This is a genomic window from Paraburkholderia solitsugae (assembly GCF_013177695.1).
In the GTDB taxonomy this organism is placed as follows: domain Bacteria; phylum Pseudomonadota; class Gammaproteobacteria; order Burkholderiales; family Burkholderiaceae; genus Paraburkholderia; species Paraburkholderia solitsugae.
Genome location: NZ_WOEY01000103.1, coordinates 1 through 17,288 on the forward strand (window position 1 = coordinate 1; position 17,288 = coordinate 17,288).

21 protein-coding genes are annotated in these 17,288 nt (G+C 63.6%); 16 read left to right on the plus strand and 5 right to left on the minus strand.

The features are described 5' to 3' along the window. The coding region (locus GNZ12_RS26370) for a biotin--[acetyl-CoA-carboxylase] ligase (RefSeq protein WP_172315139.1) at positions 1-494 on the minus strand (494 nt) is incomplete at its 3' end. A 106-nt stretch (positions 495-600) separates the two neighbouring features. On the opposite strand from GNZ12_RS26370, the gene GNZ12_RS26375 reads away from it, so the two are divergent. The 10 genes from GNZ12_RS26375 (at position 601) to GNZ12_RS26420 (ending at position 9,416) form a co-directional block, all read left to right on the plus strand. Next, positions 601-1,734 (plus strand): MlaE family ABC transporter permease, encoded by a 1,134-nt coding sequence (locus tag GNZ12_RS26375; protein ID WP_172315140.1) that lies wholly within the window; start codon positions 601-603, stop codon positions 1,732-1,734. Beyond that, positions 1,731-2,609 carry an ABC transporter ATP-binding protein gene (locus GNZ12_RS26380; RefSeq protein ID WP_172315141.1) on the plus strand — a complete coding sequence of 293 codons (879 nt, stop codon included), beginning with the start codon at positions 1,731-1,733 and terminating at the stop codon, positions 2,607-2,609. The genes GNZ12_RS26375 and GNZ12_RS26380 overlap by 4 nt, the downstream gene beginning before the upstream one ends. Before the next feature lie 16 nt (positions 2,610-2,625). Then, on the plus strand, positions 2,626-3,591 hold the full coding sequence (locus GNZ12_RS26385; protein ID WP_172315142.1) for an MlaD family protein: 966 nt from the start codon (positions 2,626-2,628) through the stop codon (positions 3,589-3,591). A 34-nt stretch (positions 3,592-3,625) separates the two neighbouring features. Then, a complete protein-coding gene (locus GNZ12_RS26390) occupies positions 3,626-4,252 on the plus strand; it encodes an ABC-type transport auxiliary lipoprotein family protein (RefSeq protein WP_172315143.1) in 627 nt (208 codons plus the stop codon). A 31-nt stretch (positions 4,253-4,283) separates the two neighbouring features. After that, a complete protein-coding gene (locus GNZ12_RS26395) occupies positions 4,284-5,441 on the plus strand; it encodes a VanZ family protein (RefSeq protein ID WP_172315144.1) in 1,158 nt (385 codons plus the stop codon). A 225-nt stretch (positions 5,442-5,666) separates the two neighbouring features. Further along, positions 5,667-5,990: a (2Fe-2S) ferredoxin domain-containing protein gene (locus GNZ12_RS26400; protein WP_172315145.1), complete on the plus strand. Its 324-nt coding sequence runs from the start codon at positions 5,667-5,669 to the stop codon at positions 5,988-5,990. An 8-nt stretch (positions 5,991-5,998) separates the two neighbouring features. Next, complete coding sequence (locus GNZ12_RS26405; RefSeq protein ID WP_172315146.1) at positions 5,999-6,643, plus strand: alpha/beta hydrolase; 645 nt, start codon at positions 5,999-6,001, stop codon at positions 6,641-6,643. 332 nt (positions 6,644-6,975) lie between these two features. Then, positions 6,976-8,205 carry a D-alanyl-D-alanine carboxypeptidase family protein gene (locus GNZ12_RS26410; protein ID WP_172315147.1) on the plus strand — a complete coding sequence of 410 codons (1,230 nt, stop codon included), beginning with the start codon at positions 6,976-6,978 and terminating at the stop codon, positions 8,203-8,205. 13 nt (positions 8,206-8,218) lie between these two features. Beyond that, on the plus strand, positions 8,219-9,175 hold the full coding sequence (locus tag GNZ12_RS26415) for a D-amino acid aminotransferase (protein ID WP_172315148.1): 957 nt from the start codon (positions 8,219-8,221) through the stop codon (positions 9,173-9,175). Further along, positions 9,147-9,416 (plus strand): DUF493 family protein, encoded by a 270-nt coding sequence (locus tag GNZ12_RS26420; RefSeq protein WP_074285587.1) that lies wholly within the window; start codon positions 9,147-9,149, stop codon positions 9,414-9,416. Before GNZ12_RS26415 ends, GNZ12_RS26420 begins: the two co-directional genes overlap by 29 nt. A gap of 34 nt (positions 9,417-9,450) precedes the next feature. Here GNZ12_RS26420 and GNZ12_RS26425 read toward each other — a convergent pair whose 3' ends face one another. Further along, positions 9,451-10,419: a transcriptional regulator GcvA gene (locus GNZ12_RS26425; protein WP_172315149.1), complete on the minus strand. Its 969-nt coding sequence runs from the start codon at positions 10,417-10,419 to the stop codon at positions 9,451-9,453. A 98-nt stretch (positions 10,420-10,517) separates the two neighbouring features. On the opposite strand from GNZ12_RS26425, the gene GNZ12_RS26430 reads away from it, so the two are divergent. From GNZ12_RS26430 to lipA, 3 genes are all read left to right on the plus strand, one after another. Next, positions 10,518-10,844: a DUF2917 domain-containing protein gene (locus GNZ12_RS26430; RefSeq protein WP_172315150.1), complete on the plus strand. Its 327-nt coding sequence runs from the start codon at positions 10,518-10,520 to the stop codon at positions 10,842-10,844. A gap of 136 nt (positions 10,845-10,980) precedes the next feature. Then, a complete protein-coding gene (lipB, locus tag GNZ12_RS26435; protein ID WP_172315151.1) occupies positions 10,981-11,706 on the plus strand; it encodes a lipoyl(octanoyl) transferase LipB in 726 nt (241 codons plus the stop codon). A 13-nt stretch (positions 11,707-11,719) separates the two neighbouring features. After that, positions 11,720-12,727: a lipoyl synthase gene (gene lipA, locus GNZ12_RS26440; protein ID WP_120302477.1), complete on the plus strand. Its 1,008-nt coding sequence runs from the start codon at positions 11,720-11,722 to the stop codon at positions 12,725-12,727. A gap of 118 nt (positions 12,728-12,845) precedes the next feature. Here lipA and GNZ12_RS45100 read toward each other — a convergent pair whose 3' ends face one another. Further along, complete coding sequence (locus GNZ12_RS45100; RefSeq protein WP_268959059.1) at positions 12,846-12,980, minus strand: hypothetical protein; 135 nt, start codon at positions 12,978-12,980, stop codon at positions 12,846-12,848. 55 nt (positions 12,981-13,035) lie between these two features. Further along, entirely contained in the window at positions 13,036-13,482 is a 447-nt protein-coding gene (locus tag GNZ12_RS26445; RefSeq protein ID WP_172315152.1) for a hypothetical protein, read from the minus strand. Positions 13,483-13,758: 276 nt separating this feature from the next. Between GNZ12_RS26445 and tauA the strand changes: the two genes are divergently transcribed. Genes tauA through GNZ12_RS26460 form a run of 3 tightly spaced genes read left to right on the plus strand, consistent with a single transcriptional unit; the run spans position 13,759 to position 16,495 of the window. Beyond that, positions 13,759-14,781, plus strand: coding sequence for a taurine ABC transporter substrate-binding protein (gene tauA, locus GNZ12_RS26450; RefSeq protein WP_172315153.1), 1,023 nt, complete (start codon positions 13,759-13,761; stop codon positions 14,779-14,781). A gap of 41 nt (positions 14,782-14,822) precedes the next feature. After that, positions 14,823-15,629 (plus strand): taurine ABC transporter ATP-binding protein, encoded by an 807-nt coding sequence (locus tag GNZ12_RS26455; protein WP_172315154.1) that lies wholly within the window; start codon positions 14,823-14,825, stop codon positions 15,627-15,629. Then, positions 15,626-16,495, plus strand: coding sequence for an ABC transporter permease subunit (locus GNZ12_RS26460; protein ID WP_172315155.1), 870 nt, complete (start codon positions 15,626-15,628; stop codon positions 16,493-16,495). The genes GNZ12_RS26455 and GNZ12_RS26460 overlap by 4 nt, the downstream gene beginning before the upstream one ends. 18 nt (positions 16,496-16,513) lie before the next feature. Here GNZ12_RS26460 and GNZ12_RS26465 read toward each other — a convergent pair whose 3' ends face one another. Further along, on the minus strand, positions 16,514-17,197 hold the full coding sequence (locus GNZ12_RS26465) for a histidinol-phosphatase (protein ID WP_172315156.1): 684 nt from the start codon (positions 17,195-17,197) through the stop codon (positions 16,514-16,516). Between the last annotated feature and the right edge of the window lie 91 nt (positions 17,198-17,288).

A 17,288-nucleotide genomic window follows, 5' to 3' on the forward strand; every position in this document is an offset into this window, starting at 1 on the left:
GCGCTAGCGTCATCCGTGTTCCATGCCGTTTCGATCAGGATACCGGCCAGCTTGTCGCCTTCGAGCAGGACATCGTTGGGCCACTTCAGCGCGATCTGTCCGGGGCCTGCGACCGGCAGCGCGCGCAGCCCGTCGACCAGCGCCACGCCCACCGCGAGACTCAAACCGGCCAGCCCTTCGAGCGGACGCGGCAGCACGCACGCCACCGAAAACAGCAGCGCATTTCCCGGCTCCGCATACCACGGGCGGCCACGCCGGCCGCGGCCCGCAGTTTGCAGATACGCGACCCGCACGATCGGCCGCGGCAGCGCGTCGGCTTTGCGCGGCAATGCTTTGACGCGCGTCATCAGATCGGCGTTGGTCGAGCCGGTTTCCTCGACGATTTCGATCGGCCAGTCGTGCGCGTGCGGACCGAATAGCGCGACGGCGCGCTCGCGGTCGATGCGCCAGTCGGAAGCCGCAGCGGCTTGGGGTGGGGTCTTGGAAGCGTTCATGTCTCATATTGTAGCGACAGCGAACGCTGCGAGCCCACGAGCACAGTTCATCCGCCGCGCCTTCGCTACAATGACCCCTAATCCGATAACCAGATTCCAGCGATCCTTGAACTACGACACTCCGCCCGGCCTTGAAGTCGCGGCTGGCAGCCAAGGCAAGATCGTCCGGCTCTCGGGCCAGTGGACGGCGCTCGCGCTCGCGCGCGACAAGGCCACCGGCCACGTGATCCCGCTGTTGCGCTCGCTGGTGGGCGCCGAAGGGATCCGCCAGTGGGACCTGTCGCGCATCGACCGGATGGACCACGTCGGCGGTCAGGCGCTGTGGCGCGTGTGGGGCCACAAGATGCCCCCGGACACCACGCTCACCGATACGCAACGCGACATTTTCGAGCGCATAGCGCTGCTCGACACGGCGCGCGAAAAGGTCGAGCCGGTGATGAAGTTCGATCCGTTCACCCGGCTGGGCCTCGCGATCTTCTCGTTCTTCGAGCACCTGTACGGCGGATTCGGCATGCTCGGGCAGGTCGTGCTGGATCTTCTCGCGATTCTGCGCAAACCGAAAATCACGCCGTGGACCGAAATTTCCGCGAATGTTTATAACGCCGGCACCAAGGCGTTGCCGATCACCGCGCTGGTCGCGTTCCTGATCGGCATCGTGCTGAGCTATCTGTCTGCACAGCAACTGCGGCTTTTTGGCGCGAATCAGTACATCGTCAATATTCTTGGGCTGTCGGTAATTCGCGAATTGGGGCCGGTGCTGTCGGCGATTCTGGTGGCGGGCCGCTCGGGCTCGGCGATTACCGCGCAGATCGGCGTGATGCGCGTCACCGAAGAACTCGATGCCATGCGCGTGATGGGCATCCCGCATGGGCTGCGGCTGATCCTGCCGCGTGTGGTCGCGCTCGGCGTGGCCATGCCGCTCCTCGTGATGTGGACTAACATCATCGCGTTGACGGGCGGCGCGCTTGCCGCGAAGATCGTGCTCGGCATCGACATGAGCTATTTCGCGCGCGCATTGCCCAGCGTGGTGCCGGTCGCGAACTTGTGGATCGGCCTTGGCAAGGGCGTCGCGTTCGGCATGCTGATCGCGATTGTCGGCTGTCACTTCGGCTTCCGTATCAAGGCCAATTCGCAAAGCCTTGGCGAAGGCACGACGACCTCGGTGGTGACGTCGATCACCATCGTGATTCTCGCGGACGCGGTGTTCGCGATCCTCTTCCAGAACGTGGGGCTAGGATGATCGCGCCACTGACCCAGGCCGTACGCGGCCAACCGATGCCCGAGATTGCGGAGCCGGTGATCGAGGTGATCGACATCACCAAGCGCTACGGTCGCAATATCGTGCATCAGCATCTGAACTTCGACGTGCGGCGCGGCGAGATCGTCTCGATCGTCGGCGGGTCGGGCTCGGGCAAGACCACGCTGGTGCGGCAGATTCTCGGGCTGGAGCGGCCGTCGTCGGGAACCATCAAGCTGTTTGGCGAGGACATTTCCACCATTTCGCCTGAAACCGCGCTGCGCATGCGCAGCCGCTCCGGAATGCTGTTTCAGCGCGGCGCGCTGTTCTCGTCGCTCTCGGTGTTCGACAACGTCGCGCAGCCGTTGCGCGAACTCGGCAAGGTGCCCAACGACCTGCTGCGCGACATCGTGATGCTCAAGCTCGAGATGGTCGGCTTGCCGTGCAAGCACGCGTCGAAGATGCCGTCGGCGCTCTCGGGCGGGATGATCAAGCGCGTGGGTATCGCGCGCGCCATCGCGCTAGAACCCGAACTGCTGTTTCTCGACGAACCGACCGCCGGCCTCGATCCTCAGGCGTCCGACGAATTCGTCGAACTGATTTCCGCGCTGCATCGCGCGCTCGGTCTGACCGTGGTGATGGTCACGCACGATCTCGACACGATGATCGCGCTGTCTACCCGTGTCGCCGTGCTGGCGGATCGCAAGGTGCTGGTCGCCGCGCCGGTCGAAGAGGCGGCGGGCGTCGATCATCCTTTTATCCGCGAATATTTCCTCGGCCTGCGCGGGCGTCGCGCGCTGCAGGCGCTGCCACCGGAACGCCGCGCGAAGCTGCCGCGCGCGGCACTCGAGTCGGCGTCGTCCGAATTGCCGCTGTGAACCAGGGAACCTGACAATGGAAAATAAATCACATGCCTTCTGGGCAGGGATCTTCACGGTGGCCTTGCTGGCTGCAATTGCAGTGGCGGGTTTTTTGTTCAACGTCGACCGTTCCGTGCGGGTGCCGTACGATCTGATTGCGCGCACCAATGTCACGGGGCTCTATACCGACGCGGCGGTGCGCTATCGCGGGCTCGACGTCGGCAAGGTGCAGTCGATCAAATTCGATCGGGATCATCCGGGACAGATTCTGATTCGCATCCTCGTCGACACGCACGCGCCGATTACGCACTCCACGTTCGGCAGCCTCGGGTTCCAGGGCGTGACGGGTATCGCCTTCATCCAGCTGGATGACAATGGGCGCGATCCGACGCCGCTCGCGTCGTCGGTGAAAGAGGTGGCGCAATTGCCGATGCATCCGGGCTTGCTCGATCAGTTGCAGCAGCGCGGTGATATCTTGCTGCGCAAACTCGAAAAAGTCACCGAGGACGTCGACAATCTGTTGTCGCCGGAAATGGTCAGCCAGTTGCACGGCACGGCGGCGAGCATTCAGAAGGCCGCCGACGGCGTCGCCACGCTAACCCAGCAGATGGCGCCGGCGGCCGGCAAGCTGCCCGCCACGATTAACGCGCTTGATCGCACGCTGGCGTCGACCAATGAGCTGATCACCAGTCTGAACCGCCCGGACGGGCCGTTCGAGACCAACCTGAACAAGGTCGGGACGGCGGCGCAGCAAGCGGGTGACGCGCTGGTGTCGATGGATAGCTCGATCCAGGAGTTGTCGGCGCGCGTCGGTTACGACACCCTGCCGCGCGTCAATTCGCTCGCCGAAGACGTGCGCTCCGCGGCCCGTTCGGTAGACCGCGCTGCCGACACGTTCAGCACCAATCCGCGCAGCGTGCTGTTCGGTGCGCCGAGAGCGACGCCAGGCCCCGGCGAAGCCGGCTTCACGTGGCCCGCCGCTGCGCACGCCGCCCAATGAAATGATTTGAAGGTTTTGAAGAAGGAACATGGTTATGTCACGCTCGATTCACCGATTGCTGTCCTCGAGCGCCGCGCTTGCGATGCTGCTCGCGTTCGGCGTGCTGGCTGCAGGCTGCGCGGGTAACCCCGCGGCGCTCTCGGACATCCGCTACGACTTTGGGCCGCCCAATCCGGCGGCCTCGGCCGGCACGCTGCCGGCGGTGAAGGTGCTCGATGTCAGCGCGTCCGACAACCTCGAATCCGACAAGCTGATTTACCGGCTCAGCTACGCTGACGCGCAGCAGACGGCGTCGTATGCGAATAGCCACTGGACCATGGCGCCGTCGCAATTGCTGACCCAGCGTCTGCGCGGTGCGCTCAGTTCGCGTGGCACCGTGCTGACGGGGGCCGACGGCGTGCGCGCCCCGGTTCTCAAGGTCGATCTGAGCGAGTTCGAACAGGTCTTCGATAGCCAGTCGGAAAGCCACGCGGCGGTCACCGCGCGTGCCACGCTGACGCAAAGCGGCAAGGTGATCAGCCAGCGCACCTTCATCGCGCGCGCGCCATCCAGTTCCGCGGACGCCGCCGGCGGCGCGCAGGCGCTCGCTGCGGCCAGCGACGACCTCGTCGCGCAGATCAGCGCATGGCTTGGCGTGCAGGCGCTGGTCGCCGCGCAATGACCGGCTTGCAGCGCACGCAACGGATCGCTGCATGAGCGTTAAACCCTGGCAGCGCCGTCCTTCGGCGCTTGCCCGGCAGGCGCTGGGGCTGTACACGGCGCTGATCGTCTACGGTTCGTGGTATCCGTTTTCCGGCTGGCGTTCGCTCGGCCTCGCGCCGTTTGCCTATCTGTCCGATCCCATGCCGCAGTACCTGACGGCGTTCGACGTCGTCACTAACGTGCTCGGCTATATGCCGTTGGGCGCGCTGGTGGTGCTCGCGGTGTATCCGCGCTGGCGCGGCACGCTGGCCGTCGCGTTGGCCTTTGTGCTCGGCGGGTTGCTGTCGGGGGTGATGGAAGCGGTGCAAACCTATCTGCCGACGCGCGTCGCCTCCAACCTCGATCTGGCCGCCAATGCGCTCGGCGCGCTGCTCGGCGCGGCGATCATATCGCCGGCCACCGGCGCGTTGCTCGATCGCGGTTTACTGCGGCGGTTGCGGCTTCTCTGGTTCGAGCGCGACACGGCGGCGCTCGCGTGTCTTGTCGCCTTGTGGCCGTTCGCGACCATGTACCCGGCGCCACGCCTCTTCGGTCTGGGTAACTGGCCGCGCGCGCTATGGCTCGGTTTCGATTCGACGACGCAGGATGCCCTGCTCGCATGGACACCGCCGGCCTGGCACGTCGGCGCGTGGCCGGCGCTGGTTGCCGCCTGGCTGCCGGACGACGCCTGGGAAACCGTCATCACCACGCTCAATCTGTTCGCCGCACTCGCGCTGGCCTCGCTACCGGTGCGCCGTCATGCGCCGCTCGTGCGCCTGCTGATCGCGCTGATCGTCACGACCTTGTGCGTCAAGGCGGGCGCCACCTTTCTGCAATCGCAATCCGGTCTTGCGTTCGACTGGGCGACGCCTGGCGCGCTGGCGGGGCTTGTGTGCGGCACTGTCGCGGCACTGCTGGCGCTGCGGCTGCGGCGCAGGTCGCGTGCGGCGCTTGCGGCCTGCGCGCTCACGGTCGCGCTGGTGTTTGTCAATCTGCTGCCGGTGAATCCGTATTTCGATGCCGTGCTGGCCGACTGGCGACAGGGCCGGTATCTGCACTTCAACGGTATCGCGCACTGGATCGCGTGGATCTGGCCGTATGCGGCGCTGGTGTGGCTCGCCTATCTCGTCGAACAGGTGTGGCTCAAGCGGCGCGTGAAGCACGCATGAAGCACGGGCGGTGCAGGCGCGCGGCTGGATAAGTCGTGCCAGGCCCAAGCCGCTTGATGTCGTGCAGGGCGCACGCTACGTGGTGCAACCCCGGCCGGGCCGCGAGCCGCAGTCCGGCCGCCGCTCAGCGACTGCCAGCCCCGCTCGCTATAATCGTCCGCACAACAAACGCGCAGCAGCGCCTCCAGCACCATTCCCACTCTTACAGTCTCGCCCCCGGACATCATGGACTCCTTCTACAAGCACCACGTCTTCTTCTGCCTCAATCAGCGCGAACCCGGCTCCGAACGCCCGAGCTGCGCGAATTGCAACGCGCAGGCGATGCAGGAATACGCGAAAAAGCGTGTCAAGCAGCTCGGCCTCGCCGGCCCCGGCCAGGTGCGGATCAACAAGGCCGGGTGCCTTGATCGCTGCGAACTCGGCCCGACGCTCGTCGTGTATCCGGAAGGCGTCTGGTACACGTACGTCGACGAGAGCGATATCGATGAAATCGTCGATTCGCACCTCGTGAACGGCAAGATCGTCGAACGTCTGAAAATCGATCAATAAGCCCCGCCATGAACGGTCATACCAAGAAGTATCTGATCGACGGCCCGGTCGGCAAGATCGAGGTCGCGCTCGATCTGCTCGACGACATGCGCGAAAACGGCGCCGCGCCGCGCGGCATCGCGCTGGTCGCGCATCCGCACCCGCTGTTTGGCGGCACGATGGACAACAAGGTCGCGCAGACGCTCGCGCGCACGCTTGTGCAGCTGAACTACGTGACGTACCGCTCGAATTTCCGGGGTGTCGGCGAAACGCAAGGCGAGCATGACGCCGGCATCGGCGAGCGCGACGATCTGCGCGCCGTGCTCGATCACATGCGCGCGCAAGCCGGGCAGGGCGATCTGCCCCTCGTACTGGCGGGTTTTTCGTTCGGCACCTTCGTGCTCTCGCATGTGGCCGCGAAGCTGCGCGAAGAAGGTCAGGCGATCGAGCGGATCGTGTTCGTCGGCACGGCGGCGAGCCGTTGGGAGGTCGCACCTGTGCCGGAAAATACGCTCGTGATTCACGGCGAAACCGACGAGACCGTTCCCATTCAGTCGGTTTACGACTGGGCGCGGCCGCAGGAATTGCCGGTCGTTGTGATTCCGGGGGCAGAGCATTTTCTGCATCGCAAGCTGCACGTCCTGAAGCGGATCATCGTCGACGCTTGGCGCTAATGGGGTGCGTGGGGGCGCGCCGCGCGTGTTTTCCGGGGTACAGGTACGCGCAAACGCAAATTAATCGCTGTCCTTTGGTCAAAGATACCAGGATAGCGCGCGTATAATGAGCGCTCTTTTTTGGGCGCAGCATTGCCCACCCGGCAGTTCGCGCGACGCGTAGCTTCTTTCTCGCGCGCAGCGGTGCCGGATGCGAGGCGTGCTGCGCGAACCGATCGCGTCGCCGGAAGTCCAATGGGCGCCGCGCCGTTTTTACGGCCTGACGCTCGCCGACCGGCTCCTCCAAACTGTGCGCCCTGCGCGCGATGTATTTTTTCGCACGAACCGACCCTATGCGTTTCTCCACCTCCGGCCGCACGTCATTCCCTTCAGTTTCTTCTTTCGTTCCCCCTACGCTTACCCGTGCCGTGACCCTCGGCATCGTGCTGCCGGCCACGCTTGTTGCCAGCACGGCGTTCGCGCAGGTGCCGCCGCCCGCGGTGAACGCGCGCTCGTGGGTGCTCGTCGACGCCACCAGCAATCAGGTGCTCGCATCGGGCAATGCCGACGAACGCGCCGAGCCGGCCTCGCTGACCAAGCTGATGACCGCGTACCTCGTCTTCGAAGCACTGCAGACGAAGAAGATCGCGATGGACCAGACGATTGAGCCGAGCGAAGCGGTGCGCCGTGTGAAAACCGACGAATCGCGCATGTTCATCGAAGCGAACAAGCCGGTGACCGTGCACGATCTGGTGTACGGCATGATCATCCAGTCCGGTAACGACGCGGCGATCGCGCTGGCCGAACTGGTGGGCGGTAGCGAAGCGCAGTTCGTCAACATGATGAACGCCGAAGCACAGAAACTCGGCATGACGCACACGCATTTTGCTGACGTGAACGGTATGCCCGACCCGCAGCACTACACCACGGCGGGCGACCTCGCGATTCTGTCGGCGCGTCTGATTCGTGACTTCCCCGACTACTACAACATCTTCTCGGTCAAGGAATTCACGTACAACAAGATCAAGCAGCCGAACCGCAACCGTCTGCTGTGGATCGATCCGACGGTGGACGGCCTGAAGACCGGTCACACGCAGGCCGCCGGCTACTGTCTGATCGCCAGCGCGAAGCGTTCGCTGCCGGGCACGACCGACGGCTCGCGCCGTCTCGTCGCGGTGATGATGGGCGAGACCAAGGAACACGACCGCGTGCAGGACGCCCTGAAGATGCTGAACTACGGCTACAGCGCGTATGACACGGTGCGGCTGTACAAGGCGAACCAGGTGGTCGGCACGCCGCGCGTCTACAAGGGTGCGCAGGACACCGTGCAGATCGGTGTGAAGGGCGATCAGACCATCACCGTGCCGAAGGGCATGGGCGACAAGGTGAAGCCGCAGATCGAACAGATCGATCCGCTGATCGCACCGATCGCGAACGGTCAGCAGGTTGGCACGGCGAAGCTCGTGGCCGACGGCAAGGTGCTGGCGCAATTCCCGATCGTTGCGTTGCAAGCCGTGCCGCAAGCCGGTGTGGTTGGCCGCGTGTGGGATTCGCTGATGCTGATGTTCAACAAGAAGAAGTAAGAGTCTGATTGCGATGACCGCTGTTTCCGATGTTTCGCTCGACCCGATCGTTTATCTGAACGGCGAGCTGGTGCCCTTGTCCGAAGCGCGCGTGCCGGTCCTCGATCGCGGCTTTATTTTCGGCGACGGCATTTACGAAGTCGCGCCGTTGTACCCCCGCGCGGGCGGCCGTACGGCGTTTCGCTTCAGGCATCATCTGGCGCGCCTTGCGCGTTCGCTGGACAAGATCGGCATCGTCAATCCATTCGACGACACCGGCTGGCGCGAGCTGATCGACCGTGTGGTCGCGGCCAATGAAGCGGACGCAAGCCTGCGCGCCGATCAGGACGCGATTGCCTACGTTCAGATCACGCGGGGCGTCGCGAAACGCGGTCACGCGTTCCCGGCCGGCATCCAGCCGACCGTGTTCGTGATGGTCACGCCGCTGAACTTGCCGGACGCGGCACACCGCGCGCGCGGCGTGCGCTGCGTCACCGCTGAAGACCGTCGCTGGCTGAATTGCGACATCAAATCGGTGTCGCTGCTCGGCAATGTTCTGATGGCCCAGTACGCGGCCGAAAACGATGCGTTCGAGACGATCCAGTTTCGCGACGGCATGCTGACCGAAGGTTCGTCTTCGAATGTCTGGATGGTGAAGGACGGCGTGTTGTACGCGCCGCCGCGCAGCCACAAGATTCTCGAAGGGATTCGCTACGGTTTGATCGAGGCGCTGACGGGCGAATGCGGCATCCGCTTCGAAGCGCGCGAGATCGCCGAGGCCGAGTTGCGGGCTGCCGACGAGATTATTGTCAGCTCCGCCACCAAGGAAGTGCTGCCGGTCACGCAACTCGACGGTCAGCCGGTTGGCGACGGCAAGCCGGGCGCGGTGTTTGCGGCGTTGTACGCGGCTTATCAGCGTGCCAAGGCCAAGGAAGCGCGCGAAGCGCAGCAAGGAGTAGAAAGTGAATCCCGCGAAAGAATCATTGCTTGAGTTTCCGTGCGACTTTCCCATCAAGATCATGGGCAAGTCGCACCCCGAGTTCGCCGAGACGATCGTCTCGGTGGTTCGGCAGTTCGATAATGAAGTCGACCCCGAGCGCATCGAAACGCGGCCGTCCAGCGGCGGCAATTACACCGGTTTGACGGTGACGGTGCGCGCCACGAGCCAGGCGCAGCTCGACGACATCTACCGCGCGCTCACCGGCCATCCGATGGTGAAAGTGGTGCTTTAAAGCCGGGTTTGGTGTTTCTCTTTGTATCGCTGGTTTACGGTGTGGCGCGCAATGCGTCCGCCGTCAGATCGGCGCTTGCTGTCGGTCCCATCTCGCAAGCCCGCTCGAAAAGCTGCTTGAACCGCCCCACTTCTTCGAATACCCAATCGCGGAACGCCCTGACTCGCGCGGTTTCGAGCATCTGCGGCGGGCAGATGAAGTAGTACTGCCACGGGCTCGGTCCATCCACATCGAATAGCCGCACAAGGCGGCCTGCCGCGATCTCGTGCATGGCGAGCGAACGGCGCGTGAGCGCGATCCCCTGGCCGTCGATGGCCGCCTGCAGCAGATTCGACGAATCCTGATACAACACGCCGCGCTTCGGTTCCGGCCAGTCGGCAAGCCCGGCGGCGTCGAACCACGGGCGCCAGAGTTCGTCGTCCGAGCGCAGCAGCGGGGCTTTGGCCAGATCGGCCGGCGTTTGCGGCAGCTTGCCACCGTTGAAATTCGGTGCGCAGGCCGGAAAGAAGATCTCCTCCAGCAGCAACTCCGCGTGCAGCCCCGAATATTTGCCGTAGCCGAAGCGGATCGCCACGTCGACGTCGTCGCGCGCGAAGTCCGTTAGCGCGTTAGTGGACAGCAGTTCGAGGTCCCACTGAGGATGCGCCTCGATAAAGCTGCCGATGCGCGGCGTCACCCAGCGCGCCGCAAACGACGACAGCATGGAAACGACAAGGCGCCGCTCGCGGTCGCCGGCGCGGATTTCACGGGTGGCGTCGGCAAGCGCCATCAGCGCGGTGCTCACGCGCGTGGCGTAGCGGCGGCCCGTGTCCGTGAGCCGTACGCGTTTGCCGTCGCGGGCGAACAGCGTGATACCCAACTCCGCCTCCAGCGCGCGAATCTGGTGACTGACGGCTCCGTGTGTGACGAACAGTTCGTCGGCGGCGCGCGAGAAGCTCTCGTGGCGGGCGGCGGCTTCGAACGCCTTGATGGCGTTCAGCGGGGGGAGTTGCCGGAGGTCCATCGCAATATTTCTCACATAGAGGTGAAAATAGATCGTTTTGCGTAAACCCTTGCTACGCCTACGATTGTAGTCATGAAACGAACTTTGGCGAGGGCATCATGCGAGAAATTTCCTCAAGTATCGGTTTTGAAATCCGCAACGGCGAAACCATTCCTATGAAGGTAGCACGCAGCACCAAGCTGGTCGTGCACGGCGGCGCGGTGTGGGTCACGCGCAGCGACGACACGGAAGACTACTGGCTGGCACCAGGCCACACGCTGCGGCTGCGGCGCGGCGAACGGTTGTGGTTGAGCGCTGAGGGCCGCACGCATGCGAAGGTCGCGTTTTCGGTGCCGACGCGCTGCGATGAACGTGCGCTGAACTGGCTCGCGCGGGTCGGCGAACGGCTGGCGGCCCGCATGCGCGGGGGCTGGCGCACGGTGTGAGCGCAGGGGGCGCTGCGACGTGATGGCGGGCGGGTGCTGCGGTTGAACGGCGTTCCGTCGCGAAACGAAGCGCCGCCGCTCCCCGAAACAGGGGCGTCCGGCGGGGATGCCCAGATTTCGGTAAACTGTCGGGACTATGTGCGCCACCCCGGTTTCCCCGTCTCCCTTGCCCGCCCCGGCGCCGCTTACGCTGCGCTGGCTTGGCAGCGAACCTTACGAAGCCAGTTTCGAAGCGATGCGCGCGTTCACCGACGCGCGCTCCGGCGATACACCCGACGAAATCTGGCTGGTCGAACACCCCCCCGTCTTTACGCTCGGCCAGGCCGGTGACCCGGCGCATCTATTGGCCGCCGATAGCGGCATTCCGCTTGTCAAGGTCGACCGGGGCGGGCAGATCACGTATCACGGGCCCGGACAGGTGGTGGCCTACCTGCTGCTGGACCTGCGCCGACGCAAGCTGATGGTGCGCGAGATGGTCACGCGGATCGAGCAGGCCGTGATCGACACCCTAGCGGCGTATAATCTCGCCGGAGAACGCAAGGCGGGCGCCCCCGGTATCTACGTGGCGCCCGGGCCGGACGCCGGGCTGCATGCCGGCGCCAAGATCGCCGCGCTGGGTCTGAAAATCCGCAACGGCTGCAGCTATCACGGCGTGAGCCTGAATGTGAACATGGACTTGCGGCCGTTTCTGGCCATCAACCCATGCGGCTACGCGGGGCTCGAAACAGTCGATATGGCAACGCTGGGCGTTACCGCCGGCTGGGACGACGTGGCCCGTACCTTTGCAGCACGCCTCACCGCAAACCTCGACGGCAGTCCCGCGGCCGTCGCCCAACCGCAGGCCGGTGCCCTCACCGCCTGACTGGACCGAACGAATGACTGACGTTACCGCGAACCTCGCAGCTTCTCCCGCTCCTGATGCCGTGCCGGCTTCCGCCGCTGCCTACGACGCCACCGCGAAACAGAAAGCACAAGCCAAAACCGCCCGTATCCCGATCAAGATCGTCCCGATCGAAAAGCTGAAAAAGCCGGATTGGATCCGCGTCAAAGCGGCCACCGGCAATTCGCGCTTCTACGAAATCAAGCAGATTCTGCGTGAGCACAACCTGCACACGGTGTGCGAAGAAGCGAGCTGCCCGAACATCGGCGAATGCTTCGGCAAGGGCACTGCGACGTTCATGATCATGGGCGACAAGTGCACGCGCCGCTGCCCGTTCTGCGACGTCGGCCACGGCCGCCCCGATCCGCTCGATGTGGATGAGCCGGGCAACCTGGCGCGCACCATTGCTGCGCTGAAGCTGAAGTACGTGGTGATCACGAGCGTCGACCGTGACGATTTGCGCGACGGCGGCGCTGCTCACTTCGTGGAATGCATCCGTCAGACGCGTGAACTGTCGCCGGAAACACGCATTGAAATTCTGACGCCGGATTTCCGCGGCCGTCTGGATCGCGCGCTCGGCATTCTGAACGCCGCACCGCCCGATGTGATGAACCACAACCTCGAAACGGTACCGCGTCTGTACAAGGAAGCGCGCCCCGGTTCGGACTACGCGCATTCGCTGAAATTGCTGAAGGATTTCAAGGCGCTGCATCCGGACGTCGCGACCAAATCGGGTTTGATGGTCGGTCTCGGCGAAACCGAAGAAGAGATCCTGCAAGTGATGCGCGATCTGCGCGAGCACAACGTTGACATGCTGACGATCGGCCAGTATCTGCAACCGTCGGAACACCATCTGCCGGTGCGCTCGTATGTGCATCCGGACACGTTCAAGATGTACGAAGAAGAAGCGTACAAGATGGGCTTCACGCACGCCGCGGTGGGCGCGATGGTTCGCTCGAGCTACCACGCCGATCTGCAGGCGCATGGAGCCGGGGTGGTTTGAATGGTTTAGACAGAGTCGTTGTCTGAAAAACAAAGCCCGCACATGTTGCGGGCTTTGTTCTTTTTGGCACGCTGGTTTTTGCCGCCTGAGTCATGCATTGGCAGTCTACCCGCGCGAGCTACCGGTAATGCCGCGCGAGCAGCATGCAAATCGAGGCGAGCGTTCCACCGATAATCGTGAAGGGGTACATGAAGAAGATAAAGCGTTCGCGAAACGCACGGTTCTCGATGACATAGTCGATCAGATTGGGCATGTGGGTTCTCCCTGTGAGGCATGGTGAAAAGTATAGCTCAACGGTTGGAAATTAGTTAGGTTAGCGAATAATGAGATATGGAGAAAGAAGTCGAAACGATTGCTGTCATCAACAGTGAAAGCCATATCAATCCTCGGTCACGAGTTCTCTCGCTATCGTCATATACCGGCAGGGATGCCGCGTCGGCTGCGGCGAACGAAACGAGTATGGACGCCGCAACGATAAACAGCACGTGCCAGAGCAGTCCCGCCAACATGAAAGCAAGCATGCTGTTTGTCGACGCTTCGCCCAACGCACAACCGATGTCATAGCAAGCGCTGGCGCACATCGAAATGACGACCCAGAGTAACTGTCCGTCCCGAATGGCTCTTGTTGCAATACCTTTCGACGCACGCCGATAGAAGCGCGAAAAGCTCAACAAGGGCAGCAGGGCGATCGGCGCGAACACCGGTACACCGACATTAAAAAACAACCAACTCAAGCGGCTAAGTAGAACGATCATAGGAATACTGAAGTGTGGGCAATGCAGAGATCATCCCGCTGCGCTCAATGCGCGGTCAATCCGCCGAACGGCTAGCTTGCGCAAGGGCAACCCGACCCGCCATCATTCGCTCGAGCCGACCTACTGCCCATCGCAACAGTCGCGCCGATCCAACTCAGCGTGAAAAGCAATGCTCAAACAGCGTCATTAGCAATCGCGGATTAATTAGAACCGCCCGCGGACAAACTCCCTATAGTCGAAAGCCTCCCAGACAACACCCACTAAAGGGGCTTCTCGATGAACCGCTTCCTTCGTCCGCTCGCCGCGTTCGCTACGCTGCTCGCGTTGTCCGCGCCGTTTTCTTCCGTTGCACACGCCGACACCAAAGAAGTCGTGATCGCATATCAGGACATGGTCGTGCCGTGGCGCTATGCACAGGCGACTGGTCAAGTCGAAAAAGCCACCGGCTACAAGGTCACGTATCGCAAGCTCGGCAGCGGTGCCGACGTGATTCGCGCGCTGGCTTCCGGATCGGTTCAACTCGGCGAAGCGGGGTCGAGCCCGATTGCAGCCGGGCTGTCGCAAGGCGTCGATATTTCGCTGTTCTGGATTCTCGACAACATCAACGATGCTGAAGCATTGGTCGCTCGCGACGGTTCCAACGTCACCAGTGTCGCCGGTCTGAAGGGCAAGAAGATCGGTGTGCCGTTCGTATCGACCTCGCACTTTCACACACTGGTCGCGTTGCAGAACGCCGGCGTGAATCCGTCCGATGTGACGATCGTCAATCTGCGCCCGCCTGAAATCGCGGCGGCGTGGGAGCGCGGCGACATCGACGCGACTTACATCTGGGACCCGGTGCTGGCGAAGGTGAAGAAGAACGGCAAGGTGCTGATCACATCGGGTCAGGTTGCGCAGCAAACCGGCAAGGCGACGTTCGACGGCTTCGTTGTCGACCGCAAGTTCGCTAGCCAGAACGCCGAGTTCGTCGCGCGCTTCGTGAAGGTGCTCGCCGCAACCGATGCGAGCTACCGCGATCACACGTCGGTATGGACGGCGACGTCGCCGCAGGTCGAGGCGGTTGCAAAGGAGTCTGGCGCCACCGCACAGGAAGTGCCGGCGAGCCTCGCGCTGTATGCGTTCCCGACGCCGGCCCAGCAGGCGTCGAATGCGTGGCTTGGCGGCGGTGCGCAATCAGGCGCGGCTAAATCGCTGGCCGCGACCGCTGCGTTCCTGAAGACGCAAGGCACGATTCAGAATGTGCTCGCCGATTACTCGACGGGCGTCGATCCTCAGTTCGTGCAGCGCGCGGCGCATTAACTTTTGAGCGTGGTTATCCATCAGCATCATAAGGCACGGCGATGAGCGGTCTTGAGATCTGGCGGCTGCACGTCGCCTACGAAGGCGCACGCGGCGCGGCGCAGCACATTGCGCTCGCTGACGTCGATCTTCGTATTGAACCGGGTGAATTCGTCGTCGCGCTGGGTGCGTCCGGTTGTGGCAAGACGACCTTGCTGAACTGCATCGCCGGTTTCATTCAGCCGACTGAAGGCGAGGTGCGTTTGAACGGCGAGCCCGTGCTTGGGCCGGGCGCGGACCGCGGTGTCGTGTTCCAGAAGTACGCGCTGATGCCCTGGCTCGACGTGCTCGGCAACGTTGCGCTCGGTTTGCGGTTTCAGCGTGTGCCGAAGGCGCAGCGCGAGCGCATCGCGCTGGAGATGCTGGCGTTGGTCGGGCTCGAAAGGCATGCGCGCTCACGGGTCTACGCGCTGTCGGGCGGCATGCAGCAGCGCGTGGGCATTGCACGCGCGCTGGCAAGCGATCCGCAAGTGCTGCTGATGGACGAGCCGATGGGCGCGCTAGACGCGATGACGCGCGAGTCGATGCAGGAGCTCGTGCTAGACGTTTGGGGCCGCACACGCAAGACGGTGTTCTTCATTACGCATAGCGTGGAGGAGGCGTTGTTTCTGGCGACGCGCCTCGTCGTAATGACACCGGGGCCGGGCCGTATCGCCGAGAGCTACGACCTGCCATTCGCGCGGCGCTTTCTCGAGACACGCGACGCACGCGCGGTCAAGTCGTCGCCGGCGTTCATCGAATGGCGTGAACGGCTGGTGCGCCGTCTGCACGAGCGGAATGAAAGGAATCAGGAAGAGGTGCTGTCGTGACGGCTTCGCGTGAATCTTTGGGCAACGTGCCGCTGACCCAGGCAAGCGAGCTGTCGCGACGTCAAGCCCGGCCGGTACGCGGCTGGCGTTTGCCGGGCGAAGGCCCGACCGCAGCGCTGAGCGCGGTCTCGGTAACGACGCTCGCGGCGCTGTGGTGGTTCGCGACGCATCTGCACTGGCTGCCTCCGCTATTTCTGCCGACGCCCGAGGCGGTTTGGGCCGCGTTTCTGGACGCCTGGCACGGACGCATTCAAGGCGGTTTGCCGCTCTCCGAGCATCTCGCATGGAGTGCGCTGCGCGTGTTCGGCGCGTTTGCGCTGGCCGCGGTCACGGCGGTGCCGGTCGGGATCTTGATGGGCGTAAGCCGGGTTGCACGCGGCCTGCTCGATCCGCCGCTGGAGTTCTACCGGCCGTTGCCACCGCTTGCGTATCTGCCGCTGGTGGTGATCTGGTTCGGTATCGACGAAACGGCGAAGATCGTCGTGATCTATCTCGCCTGTTTCGCGCCGATAGCGATGGCGGCGCGTGCCGGTGTGCGCAGCGCGACCATTGAGCAGATTCATGCGGCGTATTCGCTGGGTGGCCGCTTCGCGCAGGTTGTGCGCCATGTGGTTCTGCCGGCGGCGCTGCCTGAGATTCTGACCGGCTTGCGGATTGCAATCGGCTTCGGCTGGACCACCCTGGTCGCCGCCGAGATGGTCGCCGCCACCGCTGGCCTTGGTCAGATGGTGCTCAACGCGTCGAGCTTTCTGCGTACCGATGTGGTGGTGATGGGCATCGTACTGATCGGACTGATCGCGTGGCTGTTCGATCTCGGCATGCGTGTGCTGGAACGGCGGCTGGTGCCGTGGAAGGGGCGTGTGTAGCCGCCGGCTCGCGCAATCTCAAGCAAACAGTTCAATCACCGGCCAGCCGCGTTCCGCGGCGATGGCGCGCAGACGCGGGTCGGGATTGGTCGCGACCGGATGGGTGACGCGGTCCAGCAAGGGCACGTCGTTGATCGAGTCGCTATAGAACCAGCTCTGCGGAAAATCTTGCAGACGATGTCCGAGCGAAGCCAGCCAGCTCTCGGTGCGGGTGATCTTGCCTTCGCGGAAGGTCGGCACGCCAACGGCGTGTCCGGTAAAGCGCGCCAAAGGATCGCCGCCTTCGGTGCCGAGATCGATCCCTAGCAGATGTTCGAAGCCGAGCGCCTTGCCGATCGGCTTCGTGATGAAGACGTTGGTGGCGGTGACGATGCAGCACAGGTCGCCTGCTTCGATATGACGTTGCACGAGTTCCCGCGCGGCCGGCAGAATCGCCGGCGCAATCACCTCTTCCATGAACTGCGCGTGCCACGCGTCGAGCTGTTCGCGCGAGTGGCGAGCCAGCGGCGCCAAGGTGTAGTTCAGATAGGCGGTCATATCGAGCGTGCCGGCCACATACTGCCGGTAGTAGTCGTCGATTTCTTCCGCGTGCTGCGCAGCGCCTTCTATGCCCAATCCGGCGATGAAGTGGGCCCACGCCTGATCGCTGTCGAGCGGCAGCAGCGTATGGTCCAGGTCAAACAGCGCAAGGTTGCGGCTCATCCAGAGTCCTCGTGACGAAGGGGGCACACTTAAGGGATCGAGCGAATCGCGTTCCGGACGATGAGCCGTCACACAACAATCCGCAGTTCGG